The sequence below is a fragment of the Gordonia sp. CPCC 206044 genome, assembly GCF_048537895.1.
Classification (GTDB): Bacteria; Actinomycetota; Actinomycetes; order Mycobacteriales; family Mycobacteriaceae; genus Gordonia.
Genome location: NZ_JBCLVL010000024.1, coordinates 24,772 through 45,471, shown reverse-complemented (window position 1 = coordinate 45,471; position 20,700 = coordinate 24,772). Strand labels below are relative to the sequence as shown.

Annotated in this window: 20 protein-coding genes; 13 read left to right on the top strand and 7 right to left on the bottom strand. The window is 66.7% G+C overall.

The window, feature by feature from the left end; genetic code table 11:
• Positions 1-847 (top strand): DUF222 domain-containing protein (locus AAFP35_RS25310; protein WP_419224444.1); only part of this gene is annotated, 847 nt, incomplete at its 5' end.
• A 55-nt stretch (positions 848-902) separates the two neighbouring features.
• Here AAFP35_RS25310 and AAFP35_RS25305 read toward each other — a convergent pair.
• Positions 903-2,831 (bottom strand): glycoside hydrolase family 15 protein, encoded by a 1,929-nt coding sequence (locus AAFP35_RS25305; RefSeq protein ID WP_419224447.1) that lies wholly within the window; start codon positions 2,829-2,831, stop codon positions 903-905.
• Positions 2,832-2,999: 168 nt separating this feature from the next.
• Between AAFP35_RS25305 and AAFP35_RS25300 the strand changes: the two genes are divergently transcribed.
• The 5 genes from AAFP35_RS25300 to AAFP35_RS25280 all read left to right on the top strand — a co-directional run bounded on the left by AAFP35_RS25300 (position 3,000) and on the right by AAFP35_RS25280 (position 7,329).
• Positions 3,000-3,200, top strand: coding sequence for a hypothetical protein (locus AAFP35_RS25300; RefSeq protein WP_419224443.1), 201 nt, complete (start codon positions 3,000-3,002; stop codon positions 3,198-3,200).
• 224 nt (positions 3,201-3,424) lie between these two features.
• Positions 3,425-4,504: a sulfate ABC transporter substrate-binding protein gene (locus AAFP35_RS25295; protein ID WP_419224446.1), complete on the top strand. Its 1,080-nt coding sequence runs from the start codon at positions 3,425-3,427 to the stop codon at positions 4,502-4,504.
• Positions 4,501-5,382, top strand: coding sequence for a sulfate ABC transporter permease subunit CysT (gene cysT / locus AAFP35_RS25290; protein ID WP_419224442.1), 882 nt, complete (start codon positions 4,501-4,503; stop codon positions 5,380-5,382). The genes AAFP35_RS25295 and cysT overlap by 4 nt, the downstream gene beginning before the upstream one ends.
• Complete coding sequence (gene cysW / locus AAFP35_RS25285) at positions 5,379-6,332, top strand: sulfate ABC transporter permease subunit CysW (RefSeq protein WP_419224441.1); 954 nt, start codon at positions 5,379-5,381, stop codon at positions 6,330-6,332. Before cysT ends, cysW begins: the two co-directional genes overlap by 4 nt.
• Position 6,333: 1 nt before the next feature.
• A complete protein-coding gene (locus AAFP35_RS25280) occupies positions 6,334-7,329 on the top strand; it encodes a sulfate/molybdate ABC transporter ATP-binding protein (protein ID WP_419224440.1) in 996 nt (331 codons plus the stop codon).
• A gap of 44 nt (positions 7,330-7,373) precedes the next feature.
• Here AAFP35_RS25280 and AAFP35_RS25275 read toward each other — a convergent pair whose 3' ends face one another.
• Genes AAFP35_RS25275 through AAFP35_RS25255 form a run of 5 tightly spaced genes read right to left on the bottom strand, consistent with a single transcriptional unit; the run spans position 7,374 to position 12,936 of the window.
• Positions 7,374-8,111: a sirohydrochlorin chelatase gene (locus tag AAFP35_RS25275; protein WP_419224439.1), complete on the bottom strand. Its 738-nt coding sequence runs from the start codon at positions 8,109-8,111 to the stop codon at positions 7,374-7,376.
• Positions 8,108-9,424 (bottom strand): sulfate adenylyltransferase subunit 1, encoded by a 1,317-nt coding sequence (locus AAFP35_RS25270; RefSeq protein ID WP_419224438.1) that lies wholly within the window; start codon positions 9,422-9,424, stop codon positions 8,108-8,110. The genes AAFP35_RS25275 and AAFP35_RS25270 overlap by 4 nt, the downstream gene beginning before the upstream one ends.
• A gap of 1 nt (position 9,425) precedes the next feature.
• Entirely contained in the window at positions 9,426-10,394 is a 969-nt protein-coding gene (cysD, locus tag AAFP35_RS25265) for a sulfate adenylyltransferase subunit CysD (protein ID WP_419224437.1), read from the bottom strand.
• The gene (locus AAFP35_RS25260; protein ID WP_419224436.1) at positions 10,376-11,143 is read right to left on the bottom strand and encodes a phosphoadenylyl-sulfate reductase; all 768 of its coding nucleotides are present in this window, start codon (positions 11,141-11,143) and stop codon (positions 10,376-10,378) included. The genes cysD and AAFP35_RS25260 overlap by 19 nt, the downstream gene beginning before the upstream one ends.
• Positions 11,140-12,936, bottom strand: a complete 1,797-nt coding sequence (locus AAFP35_RS25255; RefSeq protein ID WP_419224435.1) for a nitrite/sulfite reductase — start codon at positions 12,934-12,936, stop codon at positions 11,140-11,142. Before AAFP35_RS25255 ends, AAFP35_RS25260 begins: the two co-directional genes overlap by 4 nt.
• 407 nt (positions 12,937-13,343) lie before the next feature.
• On the opposite strand from AAFP35_RS25255, the gene hemW reads away from it, so the two are divergent.
• On the top strand, positions 13,344-14,555 hold the full coding sequence (hemW, locus tag AAFP35_RS25250) for a radical SAM family heme chaperone HemW (RefSeq protein WP_419224434.1): 1,212 nt from the start codon (positions 13,344-13,346) through the stop codon (positions 14,553-14,555).
• Between the two features lie 2 nt (positions 14,556-14,557).
• On the opposite strand, the gene AAFP35_RS25245 is transcribed toward hemW, so the two are convergent.
• Complete coding sequence (locus AAFP35_RS25245; RefSeq protein ID WP_419224433.1) at positions 14,558-14,995, bottom strand: type II toxin-antitoxin system VapB family antitoxin; 438 nt, start codon at positions 14,993-14,995, stop codon at positions 14,558-14,560.
• Positions 14,996-15,093: 98 nt separating this feature from the next.
• Between AAFP35_RS25245 and hrcA the strand changes: the two genes are divergently transcribed.
• The 6 genes from hrcA (at position 15,094) to ybeY (ending at position 20,700) form a co-directional block, all read left to right on the top strand.
• Positions 15,094-16,128: a heat-inducible transcriptional repressor HrcA gene (gene hrcA / locus AAFP35_RS25240; protein ID WP_419224432.1), complete on the top strand. Its 1,035-nt coding sequence runs from the start codon at positions 15,094-15,096 to the stop codon at positions 16,126-16,128.
• A gap of 94 nt (positions 16,129-16,222) precedes the next feature.
• Complete coding sequence (gene dnaJ / locus AAFP35_RS25235; protein WP_419224431.1) at positions 16,223-17,386, top strand: molecular chaperone DnaJ; 1,164 nt, start codon at positions 16,223-16,225, stop codon at positions 17,384-17,386.
• A 15-nt stretch (positions 17,387-17,401) separates the two neighbouring features.
• A complete protein-coding gene (locus AAFP35_RS25230) occupies positions 17,402-18,154 on the top strand; it encodes a 16S rRNA (uracil(1498)-N(3))-methyltransferase (protein ID WP_419224430.1) in 753 nt (250 codons plus the stop codon).
• Between the two features lie 10 nt (positions 18,155-18,164).
• The gene (locus AAFP35_RS25225) at positions 18,165-18,947 is read left to right on the top strand and encodes an alpha/beta hydrolase family protein (RefSeq protein ID WP_419224429.1); all 783 of its coding nucleotides are present in this window, start codon (positions 18,165-18,167) and stop codon (positions 18,945-18,947) included.
• A gap of 116 nt (positions 18,948-19,063) precedes the next feature.
• Positions 19,064-20,152 (top strand): PhoH family protein, encoded by a 1,089-nt coding sequence (locus AAFP35_RS25220; RefSeq protein WP_419224428.1) that lies wholly within the window; start codon positions 19,064-19,066, stop codon positions 20,150-20,152.
• A complete protein-coding gene (gene ybeY / locus AAFP35_RS25215) occupies positions 20,149-20,700 on the top strand; it encodes an rRNA maturation RNase YbeY (protein WP_419224427.1) in 552 nt (183 codons plus the stop codon). Before AAFP35_RS25220 ends, ybeY begins: the two co-directional genes overlap by 4 nt.

The window sequence follows — 20,700 nt, the reverse complement described above, 5'->3', positions numbered from 1 at the left end:
TGGTCGCACGAAGCCGCAGCGTGCCTCGGATGCGATGTTCGCGTTGTTGTCGGGCACCCGGTTCGAGTGCTTGTGTGGCCATGATGCGTGCACCGCGCACATCCCGGAGCCGGGCACCATCCCGCCGGTCGACACCACGGCGGTCATTCACGTTGTGTGTGATGAATCGACTCTGGCGGGTGCGGCGGATCATCCTGCGTACATGGATGGGCACGGTGTCATCTCCGCTGAACACGTGCGCGACATCGCGGGCCGACCGGACAGCGTGACGAAACCGCTCATCCCGTCGGGCATTCCAGCAAGCGCCGACGATACCTACACGCTCCCGGCGCATCTGCCGTCGAACCCGTACCGGCCGTCGACCGCTCTGGATACCTTTCTGCGTATTCGTGACGGTGTGTGCGTCGAACCGGGGTGTGAGACCTCGGCCTGGCGATCGGATGCCGATCACGTCACCGAGTTCGACCACGAGAATCCGGCGCGGGGCGGCCAGACGACTGCGGAGGGCATGAACATCAAGTGTCGGTTCGATCATGGTCGAAAGACGTTCGGTGACTGGCTCGATGACCAATACCGCGACCTGGATGGCCGCCTACAGGCCGAGTTCACCACCCCGGAGGGACTGACGATCCCCGGTGAGGCCGAAACCAACGAGGACCTGTTCCCGGGTCTACGGCGTATCCGTTTTCAAGCACCGACGCATGCGCCACCGCATCGGCCACGCATCCTCGACACCGACCAGCCCACCCGGGCTCACACCCGGGTGGCGAACAAACATGCCCGACGACGGGCCGAGAGGAGCCGCAATCGCCGACGGCACACCGCCGACGGACCACCACAGTTCTGAACCCGACGCAGTACGCCGGGGAGTGGCGCCCCCAGGACGAGCGGCGTCTGAGCGATCAGTGCGAGCCCTGATGCGCGGGCTGGAACGTGCCGTGGCTCGCGGACTCCTCGGCGCGAATGACGTGCATGACCGCGTTGATCAACGCCAGGTGCGTGAACGCCTGTGGAAAGTTGCCCAGGTGTTGACCGGTCGCGGCATCGATCTCTTCGGCGTAGAGCTTGAGCGGACTCGAGAACGAGAGCAGCCGTTCGCACAGCGTCTTGGCCCGAGGCAGTTCGCCGATCTCGACCAACGCGGACACGAGCCAGAACGAACAGATGGTGAAGGTCCCCTCCGTGCCGCTCAGGCCGTCGTCGGTCTCCTCGACTCGATAACGCAGGACCAATCCGTTCTCGGTCAGCTCGTCCGCGATCGCGAGGACGGTGCGACGGACGCGCGGATCGTCCGGAGGGAGGAATCGGAGCAGCGGGACGAGCAGGAGCGACGCGTCGAGCGCGTCGGAGCCGTAACGCTGTGTGAACACGCCGCGTTCGTTGACACCGGAGGCCAGTATGTCCTCGCGGATCTCCTCGGCGATCTGCGACCACTGTTCGGCGTAGGACTTCTCCCCGTGCAACGCCGCGAGCCGGGACCCGCGGTCGAGAGCCACCCAGCACATGACCTTCGAGGAGGTGAAATGCTGTGGCTCACCGCGAACCTCCCAGATCCCGCGGTCGGGTTTGCGCCAGTTGTGTACCGCCTCCTCGACCTGCGCCTTGAGCACCGGCCACAGTGTCTCCGGCACCGCCTCGGTCGACTTGGTGTTCAGGTACACCGAATCGAGCATGGTGCCCCAGATGTCGTGCTGAGACTGGTTGTAGGCGCCGTTGCCGATACGCACGGGACGGGCGCCGTCGTAGCCGGACAGGTGCGGCAACTCCTCTTCCTCGAGGGTGCGTTCACCGCCGACGCCGTACATGACCTGCAGTGGATGATGTTCGGAGTTGGTCGCACCCGAGACATCGGCGATGAAGGAGAAGAAGTCGTCGGCCTCGCGATCGAGACCCAGGGTGTACAGACCCCACAGCGCGAAGGTCGAATCGCGCACCCAGGAGTATCGGTAGTCCCAGTTACGTTCTCCACCAGGGGTTTCCGGCAGCGACGTGGTTGCCGCGGCGAGCAGGGCGCCGGTCGGGGAGTAGGTGAGCCCCTTGAGTGTCAGCGCAGAGCGTTGCAGATGACTTCGCCAGGGATGGTCGGGGAACGACCCGATGTTGATCCACTGGCGCCAACACTCGGAGGTCGCCCACATCTTCTGTGCGGCCTCGGCGAAATCCTGTGGGGCAGGCTGGCTCGCCCACGTCAGCGCGACGAAACGATCGTCGCCCTCGACGAGGCGGGTGCGCGCACGTGCTTCCCGGCCCTCGAGACCGAGCCGCAGATCCGTGGTGAGACGCAGATGCGGTGCCGGTGCCGTGGTGTGCACGCCCGTCGCGATCGCCTCGCCATACGCCGGACCCGCGTACTCCCACACCGTGTTGCCGCGGTGGTAGTCGAAGGCCGGCTCGCAGCTCATCATCAACTCGACGGTGCCGGACACGCATCTCACCGTGCGCAGCAAGATGTGTTCGGCGTCCCAGTCGGTGGGTGTGCGCCGGTGCGTCGTGGAGCGATGCTCATTGTCGTGCCACGGGCCCATCACCAGGGCGTCGCGCACCACGATCCAGCCGGTGTCGGTCTGCCAGGTGGTCTCCACCATCAGACTGCCCGGGAGATACCGACGGTCGACGGGCACGTTCACGCCATACGGGGCCAAGCGGAAATGCCCGGCACTGCGGTCCAGGATCGCGCCGAAGACACTCGGCGAGTCCGGCCGCGGCACGCACATCCACTCCACCGATCCGTTGCGTGCGATCAGACAGTTGGTCTCGGTGTCGGACAGAAAGGCGTAGTCGCCGATCGGCGGGAACGCATTGTGACCGGGAGTGGCCGGGGTGAAGGCCATCGCTTCGGGATCGACCGCGGCGTCTTCCGATGGAGTCATGGATATATCATTGCGAGGGCCCCCTGTTGTCGCCAGTCGATCAGAACGACGGATGGGTGGCATTTAATTCACGATGAACGAAACTCGTGGCCGATGTCTGATTCGGCGCGGAACCCGACGAGGTGAACGATGACGTCACTGGCCGCCTGGTGGGACGGCGTGGAGGAATGGCTCACCGGCCTTTCCTTCGTCCCGCAACTGCTCATGACGTTGATCGTGGTGATCCCGTTGGCGGTTCTTGCCGCCGCCGCGCTCAATGTGCTGGTCGACACGGTCTCGGACGTGATCGATCGCCGCCGGTTCGCCGACGACGACGGAACGGGGTTGTAGGTCATGATCCGTTCACGTGTGACCTGGGCGCTCATCGCACTCGTCGTGCTGGTGGTTCTGGCGTGGGTACTCACTCGATAGCACACTTCAAGCGCAGTGCCCACCCGTGTGTTCACGCGGTGTTTCACCGGTTCCGTCCATTGCTAGCGTCTAGCCGTTCGTAGAGACACAGCCTGGAGGAGAGCGTGGCGAAGGCGGGGAGACGGAGTGCGTGGCGGACCGCGGTGGCGGTCGTCACCGTTGCGTTGGGGATCGTGAGTGTGACGGCCTGTGGTGGCGGCTCCACCGACGAACCGGGTGGGGTCGACATCTCCAGTGGCAGCCGGCACGTCAACCTGGTGGCATACGCCACCCCCAAGCCGGGTTTCGACGCCATCATCCCGGCCTTCCGGGAGACCGAGACCGGTCGCGACATCGGATTCTCGCAGTCCTACGGCGCCTCCGGCGACCAGTCCCGCAAGGTCGCACGCCGGGTGCCCGCCGATGTCGTCAACTTCTCGGTCGAGCCGGACATCACCCGGCTCGTCAAGGAAGGTGTCGTCGACGAGGACTGGAAGACGCAGGCACCGAACAACAGCACCCCATTCGGATCTGTCGTCGCCCTCGTGGTGCGCAAGGGCAACCCTAAGGGCATCCATGACTGGGACGACCTGCTGAAGCCGGGCGTGCAGGTGGTCACCCCCAACCCGGGCAGCTCCGGTTCGGCCAAATGGAACCTGCTCGCGCCGTATTCGGTGAAGAGCAACGGTGGCCGGGACAACCAGGCGGGGCTCGACTACGTCAGCGAGCTGATCCGCGACCACGTGAGCGTGATCCCCAAGTCCGGCCGTGAGGCCACCACGGCATTCGAACAGGGCCAGGGCGACGTCCTGATCAGCTACGAGAACGAGGCCATCATGCTCGATCGCGCGAACGCGACGGCAGGCGCCAACAGTCAGGTCGAATACCTCATCCCGCGTCAGACGTTCAAGATCGAGAACCCGGTGGCGGTGGTCAACACCAGCAAGGACAAGGCTGCCGCGACGGCCTTCGTCGACTACCTCTTCACCGACGAGGCGCAGCGCCTGTGGGCGCAGGAGGGGTTCCGGCCGGTGGTGCCGTCGATCGTCACGGCCACGGCCGCCCAGTTCCCCGGCGAGATCGACAAACTGTGGACCATCAAGGAACTCGGGGCGGTCCTCGGAGAAGGTACTGCCGAGGACAACGACGGCAAGGATCTGACCGGCTGGAAGGCCGTCGACAGCGCCCTGTTCGGCACGAAGGGCGACATCACCAAGATCTACAACTCGGGGGGCCGCCAATGAGCACGCAGGTAGCCAAAGAGGACAGGGACACGGACAGGGGCACCGGCAGGGGCTCGTCGGGAGGATTCCTGGGTCGAAGCCGGACGTTCAGCGGGACGAGTCCGATGGGGATCGGGATCGCCGCCCTGTGGCTGTCGATCATCGTGTTGCTGCCACTGGCCGCGATCACCGTCCAGTCGTTCGACGAGGGGTGGAGCGGGTTCTGGGATGCGATCACCGACGACAGTGCGCTCGATGCGCTGGGGATCACGGTGCTCGTGTCGATCATCGTCGCGTTGATCAACGTGGTGTTCGGCACGATCCTCGCGTGGGTGCTGGTGCGAGACGACTTCTGGGGCAAGGGGTTCGTCAACGCGATCATCGATCTGCCGTTCGCCTTGCCGACCATCGTCGCGAGTCTGGTGCTGTTGTCGCTGTACGGACCCAACAGTCCGATCGACATCCAACTCAACGCCACCAAACCGGCGCTCGTGATCGCGCTGACGTTCGTGACGTTGCCGTTCGTCGTGCGCCAGGTGCAGCCGGTGCTGCTCGAACTCGACACCGATGTCGAAGAAGCAGCAGTGGTGCTCGGGGCGAGCAACTGGACCACGTGGCGCAAGATCGTGATGCCCGCGCTGCTGCCGGCGATCCTGACCGGGGCAGGCCTGGCGTTCACCCGCGCCATCGGCGAGTTCGGTTCGGTGGTCCTCATCGGCGGCAACATCCCCGGTGAGACGCAGGTGGCCTCGCAGTACATCCAGCAGCAGATCGAGGTCGACAATCCGGTCGGTGCGGCCGCGGTCTCGGTGATGCTGCTACTGATCGCCTTTGTCGCGCTGCTGATCCTGCGACTCGTGGGTCGTCGACAGCGGATTCGGGAGGAACAGGACCAGTGAAGATCTCTCCGTTCGCTCGCTACGGACTGCGGGCCATCGCGCTGATCTACCTGTTCGTGCTGTTGATCGTGCCGGTCGCGTTGATCTTCTGGCGGTCGTTCGAACACGGCTTCGGCCAGTTCTGGGAGTGGATCACCACGCCGGCCGCGATCTCCGCCCTGCAACTCAGTCTGCTCATCGTGGTCATCGTGGTGCCGCTCAACGTGGTGTTCGGGATCGTGACGGCGCTGGCACTCGTTCGGGGGCGGTTCCGCGGCAAAGGATTCCTGCAAGCGGTCGTCGATCTCCCGTTCGCGGTCTCGCCGGTCGTCGCGGGTGTCGCGCTCATCCTGCTGTGGGGATACGGCGGTTGGTTCGGTGGGATCGAGAGCACCGGCTTCAAGATCATCTTCGGGTTCCCGGGTCTGGTGTTGGCCACGTTGTTCGTCACGCTGCCGTTCGTCGTCCGCGAGGTCGAACCGGTGCTACGCGAGATCGGCACCGAGCAGGAACAAGCCGCCGCCACCCTCGGCGCCAACGGTTGGCAGACGTTCTCGCGGATCACGTTGCCCGCCATTCGCTGGGGTCTCACGTACGGCATCGTGCTGACAATCGCGCGCGCCCTCGGCGAGTACGGTGCGGTGACCATGGTGTCGTCGAACTTCCCGGGCATCTCGCAGACGCTGACGCTGCTCGTCAACTCGCGATACACCGACGACTACAACGAGTTCGGCGCCTATGCGGCCGCAACCCTGCTCATGCTCGTCGCGATCCTCGTCCTGGTCGCGATGACCCTGATCGAACGACGGGCCAAGAGTCGCGTGGCCAACGCCAGCGAATCCTTCACGGCCAGTACCGAAACGGCCGACGAACTCGCTCTGACGCCGCCGCATGGTCCGGAGTCCGTCGATGCTCGTCAAGAAGTCCGCAGCAAGCAGTCACAGACAGTCGACAACACGGAAGGCGTCTGACATGTCCATCTCGGTCACCGGCGCGAACAAGCGCTACGGCAGTTTCGCCGCCCTCGACGATGTGTCGATCGAGATCCCGGAGGGATCGTTGACGTCGCTGCTCGGACCGTCCGGTTCGGGCAAGTCAACCCTGTTGCGGGCCATCGCCGGTCTCGACAGTCTGGATTCGGGGACGGTCGTGATCAGTGGACGCGACGTGTCCAAGGCCTCGCCACAACAGCGCGACATCGGATTCGTTTTCCAGCACTACGCGGCGTTCAAACATCTGACCGTCCGCGACAACGTCGCCTTCGGGCTCAAGATCCGCAAGCGGCCCAAGGAAGAGATCAACGCCAAGGTCGACGAGCTGCTCGACGTGGTGGGACTCACGGTGTTCCAGAAGCGTTTTCCCGCACAGCTGTCGGGCGGCCAGCGTCAGCGGATGGCGTTGGCGCGGGCGCTGGCCGTCGACCCCCAGGTGCTGCTGCTCGACGAGCCGTTCGGCGCCCTCGACGCGAAGGTCCGTGAGGACCTGCGCAAGTGGTTGCGCCGCCTGCACGACGAGATGAACGTCACCACCGTGCTGGTCACCCACGATCAGCAGGAGGCGCTCGACGTCAGCGACCGGATCGCGGTGCTCAACAAGGGCAGGATCGAGCAGGTCGGCACGCCCGACGATCTCTACGACCGTCCGGTCAATCCCTTCGTGGCGTCGTTCCTGGGCTCCACCGTGCGACTCAACGGAGAACTGGTGCGGCCGCACGACATCCGCATCGGACGCAACCCGGAACTGGCTCTCCCGGCCGTGGACAGCGCATTGGACACCGGCGTCATCAAGGCCACCGTTGCGCGTGTGGTGCACCTCGGGTTCGAGACCCGGGTGGAACTCGTCGCGGCCACCACCGGGGACGAGTTCCAGGCGCAGATCACCCGTGGCGATGCGAACGCACTCAATCTCGCGCCGGGCGAGACGGTCTATGCCCGGGCGACGAAGGTTGCGGCGCTGAGTGACACGTGAGGGGCCGGCAGGCCTGATCAGACCGCCGAGGTGGAGATCTGCGCTCAGCCAGCCTGCGCAGGCAACGCAGCGGCATCGACCACGCGCCGATAGGACGCGACGACGGCATCGATCAGGGCCGGGTGCGTACCTATGGGGCCTGCGACCAGAGAGTCGGGCGCGAGTCGATCCAGAGCGTTCTCGACCCGCTCGGTCAACAGTCCTGCCGACAGGAAGTACGGGCTGACGACGACGCGTTGCGATCCGGCCGCGGCGAGGCGCCGGATCGCGTTGCGCAGGTTGATGTCCTGGGCCCCGAGCCGCGTCGCGAACACGACATCGACCGGGCGGTGCAGCTTGGTGGACAACTCGATCGCGCGGCGGCGGACCACGCTCGCCGCTGCCGGGTTCGTCGAACCCACGGCGGTCACGATGATGCCGTCCCCGGGCCGGAGTCCCGCTTGGGTCAGGCGGTCGGCGAGTGCGTCGGTCAGAGGGTGCCTGCCGACGACGTCGCTGGATCGCACATCGCCGCGGGCCCGGTCCCCGATGATCCGGGGCAGGTCGATCTCACTGTGATAGCCGGGAGCGAGGAGCAACGGCACCACCACACGGTCGGCGGTGTCGGCGGCCAGTACATCGCCGACCAGCGGGTCGTCGAGATCGAGGAACGACAACTCGACATCGACCCGCGGCAACGCCCGCGCGACGGCAGCACGGACCCGTCGCGCGGTGTCACCGAACCGCGGATCCCGGCTGCCGTGCGCGACGAGCAGCAGTTGCGGTGCCCGGTCGGGGATCACACCAACTCGTTGAGGTGCAGCGCCGCGAGCGCGTCGCCGACGAGGCCTGCGCCGAGGGTGTTGCCGCCCTGCGGATCGATCAGCAGGAAGCTGCCCGATTCGCGGTCCACCTGATAGTCGTCGGCCGGGATCGGTTCGGCCGTCTGAATCGAGATGCGGCCGATCTGGTTGAGCTCCAACGTGTCCGGGGCATCGACCTGCGTGATGTTCTGCTCGTCGAACAGCACCTCGAGTCCGCCGACGATGGCCTGCGTGGTCTTGGCGCCGTGCTTGAGCAGAAGGCGTGCGCCGGGGCGCAAGGGCTTCTCCGCCAGCCAGCACACGGTGGCGCTGAACTGCTGGACGGGTTCGGGTGCGTCGGCCGCACTCGCGATCACGTCACCACGGGACACGTCGATGTCGTCGGCGAGCAACAGGGTGACACTGCGGCCGGTGTGCGCCGTGGCGAGTTGACCGTCCGCCGTGTCGATCTGGCTGATGGTGGTCCGCACGCCCGACGGGAGGATGACCACCTCGTCGCCCACCGCCACGCGTCCGGCGGCGATCTGTCCGGCGTATCCGCGGTAGTCCGGGAAATCGGATGTGCGCGGCCGGATCACGTACTGCACCGGGAACCGGAGCCCGACCTCGGAACGGTCGGTCAGGTTCGGCACGGTCTCGAGGTGCTCGATGAGCGTGGGGCCGTCGTAATAGGGGGTGTTGTCCGAGCGTGTGGCGATGTTGTCGCCGTGCAGCGCCGACACCGGGATCGCGATGACCTGCTCGTCCGACCACCCCAGCGATCGGGTCAGGTCGCGGAACTCCTCGGAGATCTCGGCGAACACGGTCGCCGCATCGGCACCACTCGACTCGCCCTCGCCCACGAGGTCGATCTTGTTGACCGCCAGCACCAATTGCGGCACACCCAGCAGCGCCATCACCGCGGCGTGACGCCGGGTCTGCGCGACCACACCGTTGCGGGCGTCCACGAGCAGGATCACCAGCTGTGCGGTGGAGGCGCCGGACACGGTGTTGCGCGTGTACTGCACGTGACCGGGTGTGTCGGCGAGCACGAACGACCGTGCGGGCGTGGCGAAGTAGCGGTAGGCGACGTCGATCGTGATGCCCTGTTCACGTTCGGCGCGCAGGCCGTCGACGAGCAGCGACAGATCCGGGGTGTCCAGACCGCGGTCGACCGAGGCCTTGGTCACCGCATCGATCTGGTCGGCCAGAACGGATTTCGTGTCGTAGAGCAGACGGCCGACGAGGGTCGACTTGCCGTCGTCCACGCTGCCCGCCGTGGCGATGCGGAGTAGGTCGGGAACGTGGTTCATCTCAGAAATATCCTTCGCGCTTACGGTCTTCCATGGCGGCCTCGGACACGCGGTCGTCGCCGCGCGTGGCGCCACGCTCGGTCAACCGGGAAGCGGCGACCTCGGCCAGGACGGTCTCGTTGTCGGTGGCATCGGAGAGTACTGCGCCGGTGGTCGATCCGTCACCGACGGTGCGGTAGCGGACCATGCGGGTCTCCACCACCTCGTCCTCGCGCGGACCACCCCACGGTCCCGAGGTCATCCACATGCCGTCACGGGAGTAGACCTCGCGCTCGTGCGCGTAGTACAGCGGGGCGAGCAGGACCTGTTCGCGGGCGATGTAGCGCCAGATGTCCAGCTCGGTCCAGTTGCTCAGCGGGAACACGCGGACGTGCTCGCCCGGCGCGTGGCGACCGTTGTAGAGGTTCCACAGTTCGGGGCGCTGGCGCTTGGGATCCCATTGTCCGAAGGCGTTGCGCAGCGAGAAGATCCGCTCCTTGGCGCGCGAACGCTCCTCGTCGCGGCGACCGCCACCGAACACCGCGTCGAACCGGTTCTCGGTGATCGCGTCGAGCAGCGGGATGGTCTGCAGCGGGTTGCGGATACCGTCCGGACGCTCGGTGAGACGGCCGTCGTTGATGTAGTCCTCCACCGACGCCACATGCAGACGTAGGTTGTGTCGGTCGACGATCTCGTCGCGGAAGGTGATGATCTCCGGGAGGTTGTGCCCGGTGTCGACGTGCAGCAGCGAGAAGGGCAGGGGAGCGGGCCAGAACGCCTTGAGTGCCACATGCAGCAGCACAGTGGAGTCCTTGCCACCGGAGAACAGGATCACCGGACGCTCGAATTCGCCTGCGACCTCACGGAAGATGTGGATCGCCTCGGACTCGAGCGCGTCGAGGGTGGTGAAGTCGTCGGAGCTCTCGACGGCGCTCGCGGCGACGGCGGCGTCGGCGGTGGTGTCGGCGATGGTCATGCGTGCAGCCCACATTCTGTCTTGGCGCGGCCGGCCCAGCGGCCGCTGCGCGGATCGGATCCGGGTTCGGGTTTGGCGGTGCACGGTGCGCATCCGATCGAGGGATATCCCTCGTCGACGAGCGGGTTGACGAGCACACCGTGCGAGTCGATGTAGTCCTGCATCGTCTCGTCGGACCAGGCCGCGATCGGGTTGATCTTGACCAGACCGAAGCCTTCGTCGAAGGAGATGAGCGGCGCGTTCGCGCGAGTGGGCGCCTCGACGCGGCGGATGCCGGTCACCCAGGCGTCGTACCCGGCGAGTCCGGCCTTGAGCGGGACCACCTTGCGCAGCCGGCAGCACTCACCGGGTTCACGCGCGAACAGGTTGCGGCCCAACAATTCGTCTTGCTCGGCCACGCTGTGCTCGGGGGTCAGGTTGATCATGTCGACGTCGTAGACCTGCTCGACCGCGTCGCGGGTGCCGATGGTCTCCGCGAAGTGGTAGCCGGTGTCGAGGAACAGGATCTTGACCTGATCACCGTCGAGGAGATCCCGGTCGATGTGGGCGACCGCGAGATCGACGAGGGCTGCGTCCTGCATGTTCGACGCGACCACAAAGTTGTTGCCGAACGTCTCGGCGGTCCACCGCAACAGATCTTCGGGACCCGCATCCGGTCCGAGATCGCGTGCACCCTTCTCCGCGATCGCACGGAGTTCGGATTCGTCGAAGCGGCGTCCGGTCACCTGTTCGTCGGTGGTGACGGTCTCGGCGGACGTGCTCATCGCAATGCCTCCTCGTCGGCGCGAACGGCCCACTGCGCGAACCGTTCTCCCTCGTTCTTCTGCTCGACGTAGTTGCGCACCACGCGATCGACGTAGTCGCCGAGCTCGGTGGACAGCACCTTGTGCTGCCGCAGTTTGCGGCCGAAACCGGAGTCCTGGCCGAGGCTTCCGCCCAGATGGACCTGGAAGCCGTCCGTCGGCTCCCCGTTCTCGTCCTCCACGAGCTGTCCCTTGAAGCCGATGTCGGCGACCTGCGAGCGGGCGCAGGAGTTGGGGCAGCCGTTGATGTTGACGGTGATCGGGACATCGAGACGAGCGTTGATGTCGGCGAGGCGTTCCTCGAGTTCGGGGACGAGCGCCTGCGAACGCTTACGTGTCTCGGTGAAGGAGAGCTTGCAGAACTCGATGCCGCTGCAGGCCATCAGGTTGCGGCGCCAGTTCGACGGACGGGCCGACAGTCCGAGCTTGCCCACCTCGTCGATGAGCTGTTCGACCTTGTCGTCGGCGACGTCGAGGACGACAAGCTTCTGATACGGCGTGAACCGGATGCGGTCGGACCCGACGCGTTCGGCGGCGTCGGCCACGGCGGTCAGGATGGTGCCCGACACGCGGCCTGCGATCGCGGCGAAGCCGACCGAGTTCAGACCGTTCTTCAGCTTCTGCACGCCGACGTGATCGCGAGGCGCGGTCAGCGGTTCGGGGGCCGGGCCGTCGATGAGCTTGCGCCCCAGATATTCGTCCTCGAGCACCTGGCGGAACTTCTCGATGCCCCAGTCCTTGATGAGGAACTTCAGTCGGGCCTTGGCGCGCAGGCGACGGTATCCGTAGTCGCGGAAGATCGAGACCACGCCCTCCCAGACGTCAGGTACCTCGTCGAGCGGAATCCACGCACCGACCCGCTGCGCGAGCATCGGGTTGGTGGACAGCCCGCCACCGACCCACAGGTCGAGGCCGGGGCCGTGTTCGGGATGATTCACGCCGATGAACGCGATGTCGTTGGTCTCGTGACTGACGTCCTGCAGACCCGAGATCGCGGTCTTGAACTTGCGCGGCAGGTTCGAGTACTGCGGGTCGCCGATGTAGCGACGCACGATCTCGTCGATCGCCGGAGTGGGGTCGAGGACCTCGTCGACCGCGTCACCGGCCAGCGGCGAACCGAGCACCACGCGCGGGCAGTCCCCGCAGGCCTCGGTGGTCTTGAGGCCGACGCCCTCGATGCGCTCCCAGATGGTGGGCACGTCCTCGATCCGGATCCAGTGGTACTGGACGTTCTCGCGGTCGGAGAGGTCGGCGGTGTCGCGGGCGAACTCGGTCGAGATCTGACCGAGCGTGCGCAGCTGCGCCACATTCAGTGCGCCCGCGTCGCAGCGGATCCGCATCATGAAGTGGTTGTCTTCGAGGATGTCGATGTTCTCGTCCCCGGTCCAGGTGCCGTCGTAGCCCTGGGCGCGCTGGGTGTACAGACCCCACCAGCGCATCCGCCCACGCAGGTCCTGTTTGTCGATCGAGTCGAAGCCACGTTTGGAGTAGATGTTCTCGATGCGGGCGCGCACGTTGAGCGGGTTGTCGTCTTTCTTGACCTGCTCGTTGGGGTTCAACGGCTCGCGGTAGCCGAGCTTCCACTGGCCTTCGGAGCGGCGCTTGGTGGGGCGAGCCTTGCGGGCCGGACGTTCTCCCCGGGCGGGCCGCTCACCACGCGCCGGTGCCGGGCGGGTGGCATTGGTCTCGACAGCAGCATCCGCCGCGGAGGCGTCGGAGGTGGTCGCAGAGAGTTCGTCGGTGGTGGACGTCATGGAGTCTCCTGAGCCGGCGCGCGCACGCGCCAGCGATCACGAAAAGGTGGGCTGAAACGTGCCGGCATACCCGCTCGGGCGGGAACTTCTCAGGGCCGAACCGTCGACGGGCGACAGGGGGACACGTCGTCTAGCGACGACAGAATGCGCTGCACACGCGCTTGAAATCGATGTGGCGACGCTCGGCGAGCCACACCCCTGGAGAAGTCACGCCCCTCATAGTGCCACGGCCACCCTCGCGTCGTCTACTTGCGGTTATTTTGCATCACAGTGAGGCAAAGTGCTCAACCGCCGCTGTCATGCCAAGAACAAGGGTGGTGGCCGCGTGGGTATTCCCGGTTGCCCAGAACTCGTGAGGATATGGGCGTGACGCGCCTCACGGCTGATGGTCGGAGCATGATGGTGGGGTGCACGTCGAAACCGATCCGGGGGTCGCGGCCGCCGTCGAGCAAGCGTGCGGCGCCGTCGATCCCACGACCCCGCTGGGGTTGTACCTGCATGTCCCGTTCTGTGCGACGCGCTGCGGGTACTGCGATTTCAACACCTACACGGCAGGCGAATTGGGCAGCTCGTCGTCGCCGGAATCGTGGCAGCGTGCGGTGGACGAGGAACTCGAAGCCGCTGCGCGCCTGATGAATCCGACACGGCCGGTGTCCACGATCTTTGTCGGCGGCGGCACGCCGTCGCTGCTGGGCGCTGCCGGACTCGGACGGTTGCTCGATGCGGTGCGCGAGAACTTCGACCTGGCCGACGACGCCGAGATCACCACCGAATCGAATCCGGAGTCGACGTCGCCGGAGTTCTTCGACGGACTGCGCGGCGCCGGGTTCACGCGGATATCCCTCGGGATGCAGTCCGCGGCCCCGCATGTGCTCGCAACCCTGGACCGCACCCACACGCCGGGGCGGGCGGTGGCGGCCGCGCGTGAGGCGGCCGCGGCGGGCTTCGAGCACGTCAACCTCGACCTCATCTACGGAACGCCCGGCGAGACCGACGATGACCTGCACGCCAGCCTCGACGCGGTGCTGTCCACACCGGTCGATCACGTGTCGGCGTACGCGCTCATCGTCGAGGACGGCACCGCACTGGCCCGCCGCATCCGGCGCGGTGAACTCCCGGCCCCCGACGACGACGTGCTCGCCGATCGGTACCGGATCCTCGACGACCGACTCGGTGATGCCGGGTTCGACTGGTACGAGGTGTCGAATTGGGCGTCGTCGGAGGCCGGTCGGTGTTTCCACAATCTGGCCTACTGGTACAGCCACGACTGGTGGGGCATCGGGCCCGGCGCGCACTCGCACGTCAACGGGGTCCGCTGGTGGAACCGCAAGCACCCGGCGCGCTACGCCGACGCGCTCGGTGCCGGTGACCTACCGGTCGCCGGGCACGAGATCCTCAGCACCGAGGACCGCCACGTCGAGACGGTGATGCTGACCGCGCGATGCCGGTCCGGGCTCGCGGTCGACTCGTTGGCCGCCGACGAGTTCGATCGGGCCACCGAGTTCGTCGACGACGGACTGCTCGAACTGGTGGGCAGCGTGGGCACGCGGCTCGTACTGACCGACGCCGGACGTCTGCTCGCCGATCGGGTGGTGCGGGAGATCCTGTTCTCCGGATGACCTCAGGAGTCGGGTGGCAGCGTCCACCCGGTACTGCGGGCGACACGCCGCATCGGTCCGGTGTCGACGGTCGCCCGGGTGGGCGGACGCAGACGGGCCGTGTCGATCTGGTCGTCGAGAGCATCGGCTCCCGCCTCGAGATCGAGGGCGTCGAGATCGAGCATCCGGGCGTGGATGATGTGTCGGTTACGCAGCGCGGAGCGGACTGCTCGATGCAGTCCGTCCTCGAGGTACAGCACGCCCTGCCACCGCACGACATGCGAGAACAGATCACCGTAGAAGGTCGAGTCCTCGCTCAGCAGTCGGTCGAGCGCGAGCACGGTGGTCACGGTGGTCAGCTCGTCGAGGCGGAACTGGCGGGGTGGGATCTTGGCCCACCCCCGGGCGGTGAATCCGTGCTCGGGATAGGGCTTGCCCTCCCGCACCCCCTTGAAGATCATCGGGCACTTCCTGAACGTATCCGGCGGGTCTCACACCTCGGTTCGTAAGATGGACGTCACCTACTGTATGGCAGAGTCCACGAGTCGGGAGGTGTCGCGTGTCGAGTACGGATGATCGACGATTCGAGATCCTGCGTGCCATCGTGACGGATTTCGTCGACACGCAGGAACCGATCGGGTCCAAGGCGTTGGTCGAGCGTCACCAACTCGGCGTGTCCAGTGCGACGGTGCGCAACGACATGGCCGTCCTGGAGGCGGAAGGGTATATCGCCCAGCCGCACACCAGTTCCGGGCGGGTGCCCACCGACAAGGGCTATCGCATGTTCGTCGACCGCATCAGCGAGATCAAACCGTTGTCGGCGGCCGAACGACGTGCCATCCTGTCGGTCCTCGACTCGGGCGTGGACCTCGACGACGTGCTGCGGCGATCGGTGCGGTTGCTGGCGCAGCTGACCCGCCAGGTGGCCGTGATCCAGGTGCCGGTGCTGTCCACCGCCACGGTGCGACATCTCGAGGTGGTGTCGCTGTCGCCGTCGCGGCTGCTTCTGGTGGTGATCACCGACACCGGCCGAGTGGAACAGCGCATGGTGGCGTTGTCGACCGACCTCGCCGACGACGACGTGATCCGACTGCGCGACATGTTCTCCGCGGCGCTCGACGGCAAGCGTCTGGAAGCCGCATCCGCAGCGGTCGCCGACGTGGCCAACGAGGCGCCCGACGACATCCGCGACGTCGTGATCAACGTCGCGACCGTCCTCGTGGAGACCCTCGTCGAACGAGGCGACGATCGGCTCGTGCTCGGCGGGACATCGAACCTCGCCCGGGCCGCGGCCGATTTCGCGCCCCTCGCGGGTGGGATGGACACGGTGCTCGACGCCCTCGAAGAACAGGTGGTGGTGCTCAAACTCCTCACCACGACACAGCGGATGGGTCGCGTGACCGTGCAGATCGGCGAGGAGACGCAGGACGAGAACCTGCGTGGCACCTCGGTCATATCGACGGGGTACGGTGCTTCCGGCACGGTATTCGGTGGTGTCGGCGTGGTCGGCCCCACACGCATGGACTATCCGGGAACAATCGCGTCGGTGGCCGCCGTTGCCAAATATGTCGGCGAGGTGTTGGCCGAACGATGACCTGTGCGGCCGTGCAGACGGCCCGGGCCGTCGTGGTCGGCCGCCGAGCCCGCCCCCGCCCGGACAGCTAGCGAGATAGAGGACCGAGACGACCGTGGCACGTGACTACTACGGAATCCTGGGAGTGGCCAAAGGGGCCTCCGACCAGGAGATCAAACGCGCCTACCGTAAGAAGGCGCGCGAGCTTCACCCCGATGTGAATCCCGGGGAAGAGGACCGCTTCAAGGAGGTCAGCGCGGCCTACGAGGTGCTGTCGGACCCGGAGAAGCGTCGCATCGTGGATGCCGGTGGCGATCCGCTCGCCGGCGCCGGTGCCGGCGGTTTCTCCGGCGGCGGCTTCGGCAGCGGGGGTCTCGGCGACGTGTTCGAGGCGTTCTTCGGATCCGGCGGCGGCTTCGGTGGAGGCGGTTTCGGCTCGGGTCGTGGCCCACGCAGTCGTGTGCAGCCGGGCGAGCCCGCCCTCGTCGGAGTCCAACTCGACCTCGAGGAGTGCGCCGCGGGCGTGCACAAGGAGATCACCGTCGACACCGCGGTTCTGTGCGACCTGTGCAAGGGCGCCGGGACCAGCGGCGACTCCAAGCCCATCACGTGTGACACATGTAAGGGTGCCGGTGAGATCCAGGCGGTACAGCGGTCGTTCCTCGGCCAGGTGATGACCGTGCGGGAATGCCCCACATGCCACGGCGTGGGCGAGGTGATCCCCGATCCCTGCCGCAAGTGTGGCGGCGACGGCCGGGTGCGGTCACGACGCACGATGACCGTCAAGATCCCGGCAGGTATCGAGAACGGCATGCGGGTACGTCTCGCCGGGCAGGGCGAGGTCGGCCCCGGCGGCGGACCCGCGGGCGATCTCTACGTCGAGGTCTCCGAGCGTCCGCACGACGTGTTCATCCGTGACAAGGACGATCTGCACTGCACCATCCGCGTCCCGATCGTGGATGCCGCACTCGGCACCGAACTCGTGGTCGACACGATCCTCGACGGCACCGCGACGGTGACCATCGAGCCGGGCACCCAGCCCGGACACGTCGTCAAGGTCAAGGGCCAGGGCATGCCGCACCTCAACTCCGGGGTGCGTGGCACGCTGCACGCTCACCTCGACGTGGTGGTGCCCACCCGACTCGATGCCGAGCAGACCGAGGCGCTCAACGCATTCCGCAACGCGTCCGACGACCATGCCGAGGTGGTCTCGTCGGCGACGAGCACCGCATCGGGCGGCCTGTTCTCGCGGCTGCGTAACGCGTTCGCCGGGCGCTGACGGCCGGGTAGCCGCGTGAGTCCACCCCTGTTCTGGGTCGATGAGGTTCCACCCGCGGGTGCTGATGTGGTCCTGTCTGGTTCGGAGGGCAGGCATGCGGTCACCGTCGCCCGTCTGACCGTGGGTGAACCGCTGATCGTCGGCGACGGCCGGGGCAGCACGGCGTGCTGCGATGTCACCGCGATCACCGGCAAGGACACGCTGACCGCACACGCGCACACCTTCTCCTACGTCGAGGCACCACGGCCACGCGTGACCGTGGTGCAGGCGTTGCCGAAGTCCGAACGATCCGAGCTGGCCGTGGACCTCGCGACCGAGGCAGGCGCCGACCGGATCGTGCCCTGGCAGGCCGCCCGATGTGTCGCCCGGTGGGCGGCGAAGGCCGACAAGGGTGTGGCGAAATGGACCGCGACGGCCGCGGCGGCGGCGAAACAGAGTCGGCGGCCATGGATCCCGGAGATCACGCCGCTGGCGGCCACCATCGATGTCCGTGCGCGGTGCGCAGACGTCATCGCCGCGGGCGGTGTGGTCGCCGTGCTGCACGAGCACGGCGCATCGCCGATCCGTGAACTCCCGCTGGCCGATGTGCCCGAGATCGTGCTCGTGGTGGGCCCCGAAGGTGGGCTCGACGACGCCGAGATCGCCGACCTCACCGCGCTCGGCGGCACTTCGGTGATCCTGGGCCCGCAGGTCTTGCGGACCTCGACCGCGGCCGCGGTGGCACTCGGGGCCATCGGTGTGCTGACCGACCGATGGGACGCGACGTGAGGGCGGCGCGGTGACGAAGAAGTGTGCCGCCCATCGGGTCAAGGTCGAATACGGAAGTGCCCCATCGCAATTCGGCCACGTATATCACGCTTCCGGCGGCCTGGATCCGCAGGCGCCGATCCGGCCGATCGTGCTGATCCACGGCGGCTACTGGACCACCGAGTTCGGACTGACCATCGAGACCGCCATCGCCAGGCAGTTCGCCGAACGTGGCGCGGTGGTGTGGAACATCGAATACCGCCGGGTCGGTGAGGAGGGCGGTGGCTGGCCGACGACCGGCCGCGATGTGCTCGCCGCGATCGGTGCCCTCGACGGCCCGGTCCGGTCCGCGTTGCCCGCCGAGGTCGTCGAGCGGGCCGATTGGTCGTCGGTGGCCGTGGTCGGGCACTCGGCCGGTGGGCAGCTCGCGGTGTGGGGCACGGCGCAGCTGCGTGCGGTCACCCGGAATTGCCGGATCACGACGGTGATCGCGCAGTCGGCGGCGCTCGATCTGGAAGGCGGAGCCGACCGGCAGTCCATCCGCGGTCTGATGGGTCGACCTCATGCGGAGATCCCGCATCGGTACCGGGAGGCCTCGCCGATCAGCCAGGAACCGTTCCCCGCACACGTGGTGGCCCTGCATGCCGAGGACGACACCGCCATCCCGGTGGCGTCGAGCCGGCACTACGTGGAGACGGTCACCGCGCGTGGACAATCGGCCGAACTGATCGTGGTACCCGGGGAGGGGCATGACGCGTTCGTCGACCCGCGAAGTGCCTCGACGAGACAGACCGTACGACTCCTCGGCATCTGAGCGGCGGTGCCGGGCCGGAATATTGCCTGCTGATGCGCGGTTCATTGGCGTTAGACTGGCAACATCCCGGCGCGCCGATGCGCCGAGACCGATCCCTGCGAGGAGTGATTTCATACGTGAGTGACGACAACCCCGATGTGAGCGTGCCGACGAGCGGACCTCCTGCGGGCCGAAATGTCACCTCCAACGTGGAAATCTCTCCCGAGGTGGTGTTCGGGCTGCTCGGCGCCAGCGATGTCAACCTGCGAACCCTGGAACAACTGCTCCCTGCCGACATCCACGTTCGTGGCAACCAGGTCACCCTGACGGGGATACCGGCCGACGTCGCCGCCTCCGAACGCGTGATCGCCGAACTGGTCGATCTCGTCGGCCGGGGCACACCCCTGACCCCGGATCTGGTCCGGCACAGTGTGTCGATGCTGTCCGAGGGCACCGAGGAGTCGCCTGCCGACGTGTTGTCGCTGGACATCATCTCGCGCCGCGGTAAGACGATCCGTCCCAAGACGCTGAACCAGAAACGCTACGTCGATGCGATCGACAACCACACCATCGTCTTCGGGCTCGGACCTGCGGGCACCGGCAAGACGTACCTGGCGATGGCGAAGGCAGTGCAGGCCCTGCAGTCCAAGTCGGTGAATCGGATCATCCTGACCCGGCCCGCCGTGGAGGCGGGCGAGCGCCTGGGCTTTCTGCCCGGCACGCTGAGCGAGAAGATCGACCCCTACCTGCGGCCGCTCTACGACGCCCTGCACGACATGCTCGACCCGGAGTCCATCCCGAAACTCATGGCCGCCGGTGTCATCGAGGTGGCCCCGCTCGCGTACATGCGTGGCCGCACGCTCAACGATGCCTTCATCATCCTGGACGAGGCGCAGAACACGACCGGTGAGCAGATGAAGATGTTCCTCACCCGTCTCGGTTTCGGGTCCAAGGTGGTGGTCACCGGAGACGTCACGCAGGTGGATCTGCCCGGCGGTGCGCAGAGCGGGCTGATGGCCGCGACGCGCATCCTCGAGGGGATCGACGACATCCATTTCTCGCGTCTCACCAGCAGTGACGTCGTGCGGCACCGGCTCGTCGCCGACATCGTCGACGCCTACGGTCGGGCCGAGGAGAACCAGCGCGGTGACCGTCTGCGCGACGCCGACCGATTGCCCGGCAACCGGGCGGCCCGCCGCGCCGCAGACCACGGACGACGCTCATGAGCATCGAACTGGCCAACGAGTCCGGTGTAGAGGTGCCGGCCGACCTGATCGTCTCGGCGGCCCGGTTCGCCGTCACCGCGATGGATGTGAACCCCGCGGCCGAACTGTCGGTGCTGTGCGTCGACGAAGAGGTCATGGCGGACATGCACATGCAGTGGATGGACCTGCCCGGCCCGACCGACGTGATGAGCTTCCCGATGGACGAGCTCGTGCCGGGTGGTCGGCCCGACGCCGCCGAACCCGGCCCCGCAATCCTCGGTGACATCGTTCTCTGTCCGGAATTCGCTGCGCAACAGGCGAAGTCGGCGCGACGCTCGTTCGAGTACGAGTTGTCGATGTTGACCATCCACGGTGTGCTCCACCTCCTCGGCTACGACCACGCCGAGCCCGAAGAGGAGAAGGAGATGTTCGGGCTGCAGAACCGCATCCTCGAGGAGTTCTATGCGCAACGGCACCGTCGCGCGCAGGAACAGCGTCAATCCGATCGGGACACGCGGCTGCTGACCAACATCGGGTTCACCGAGAACGCCGTCTCCGAGGACGACTGA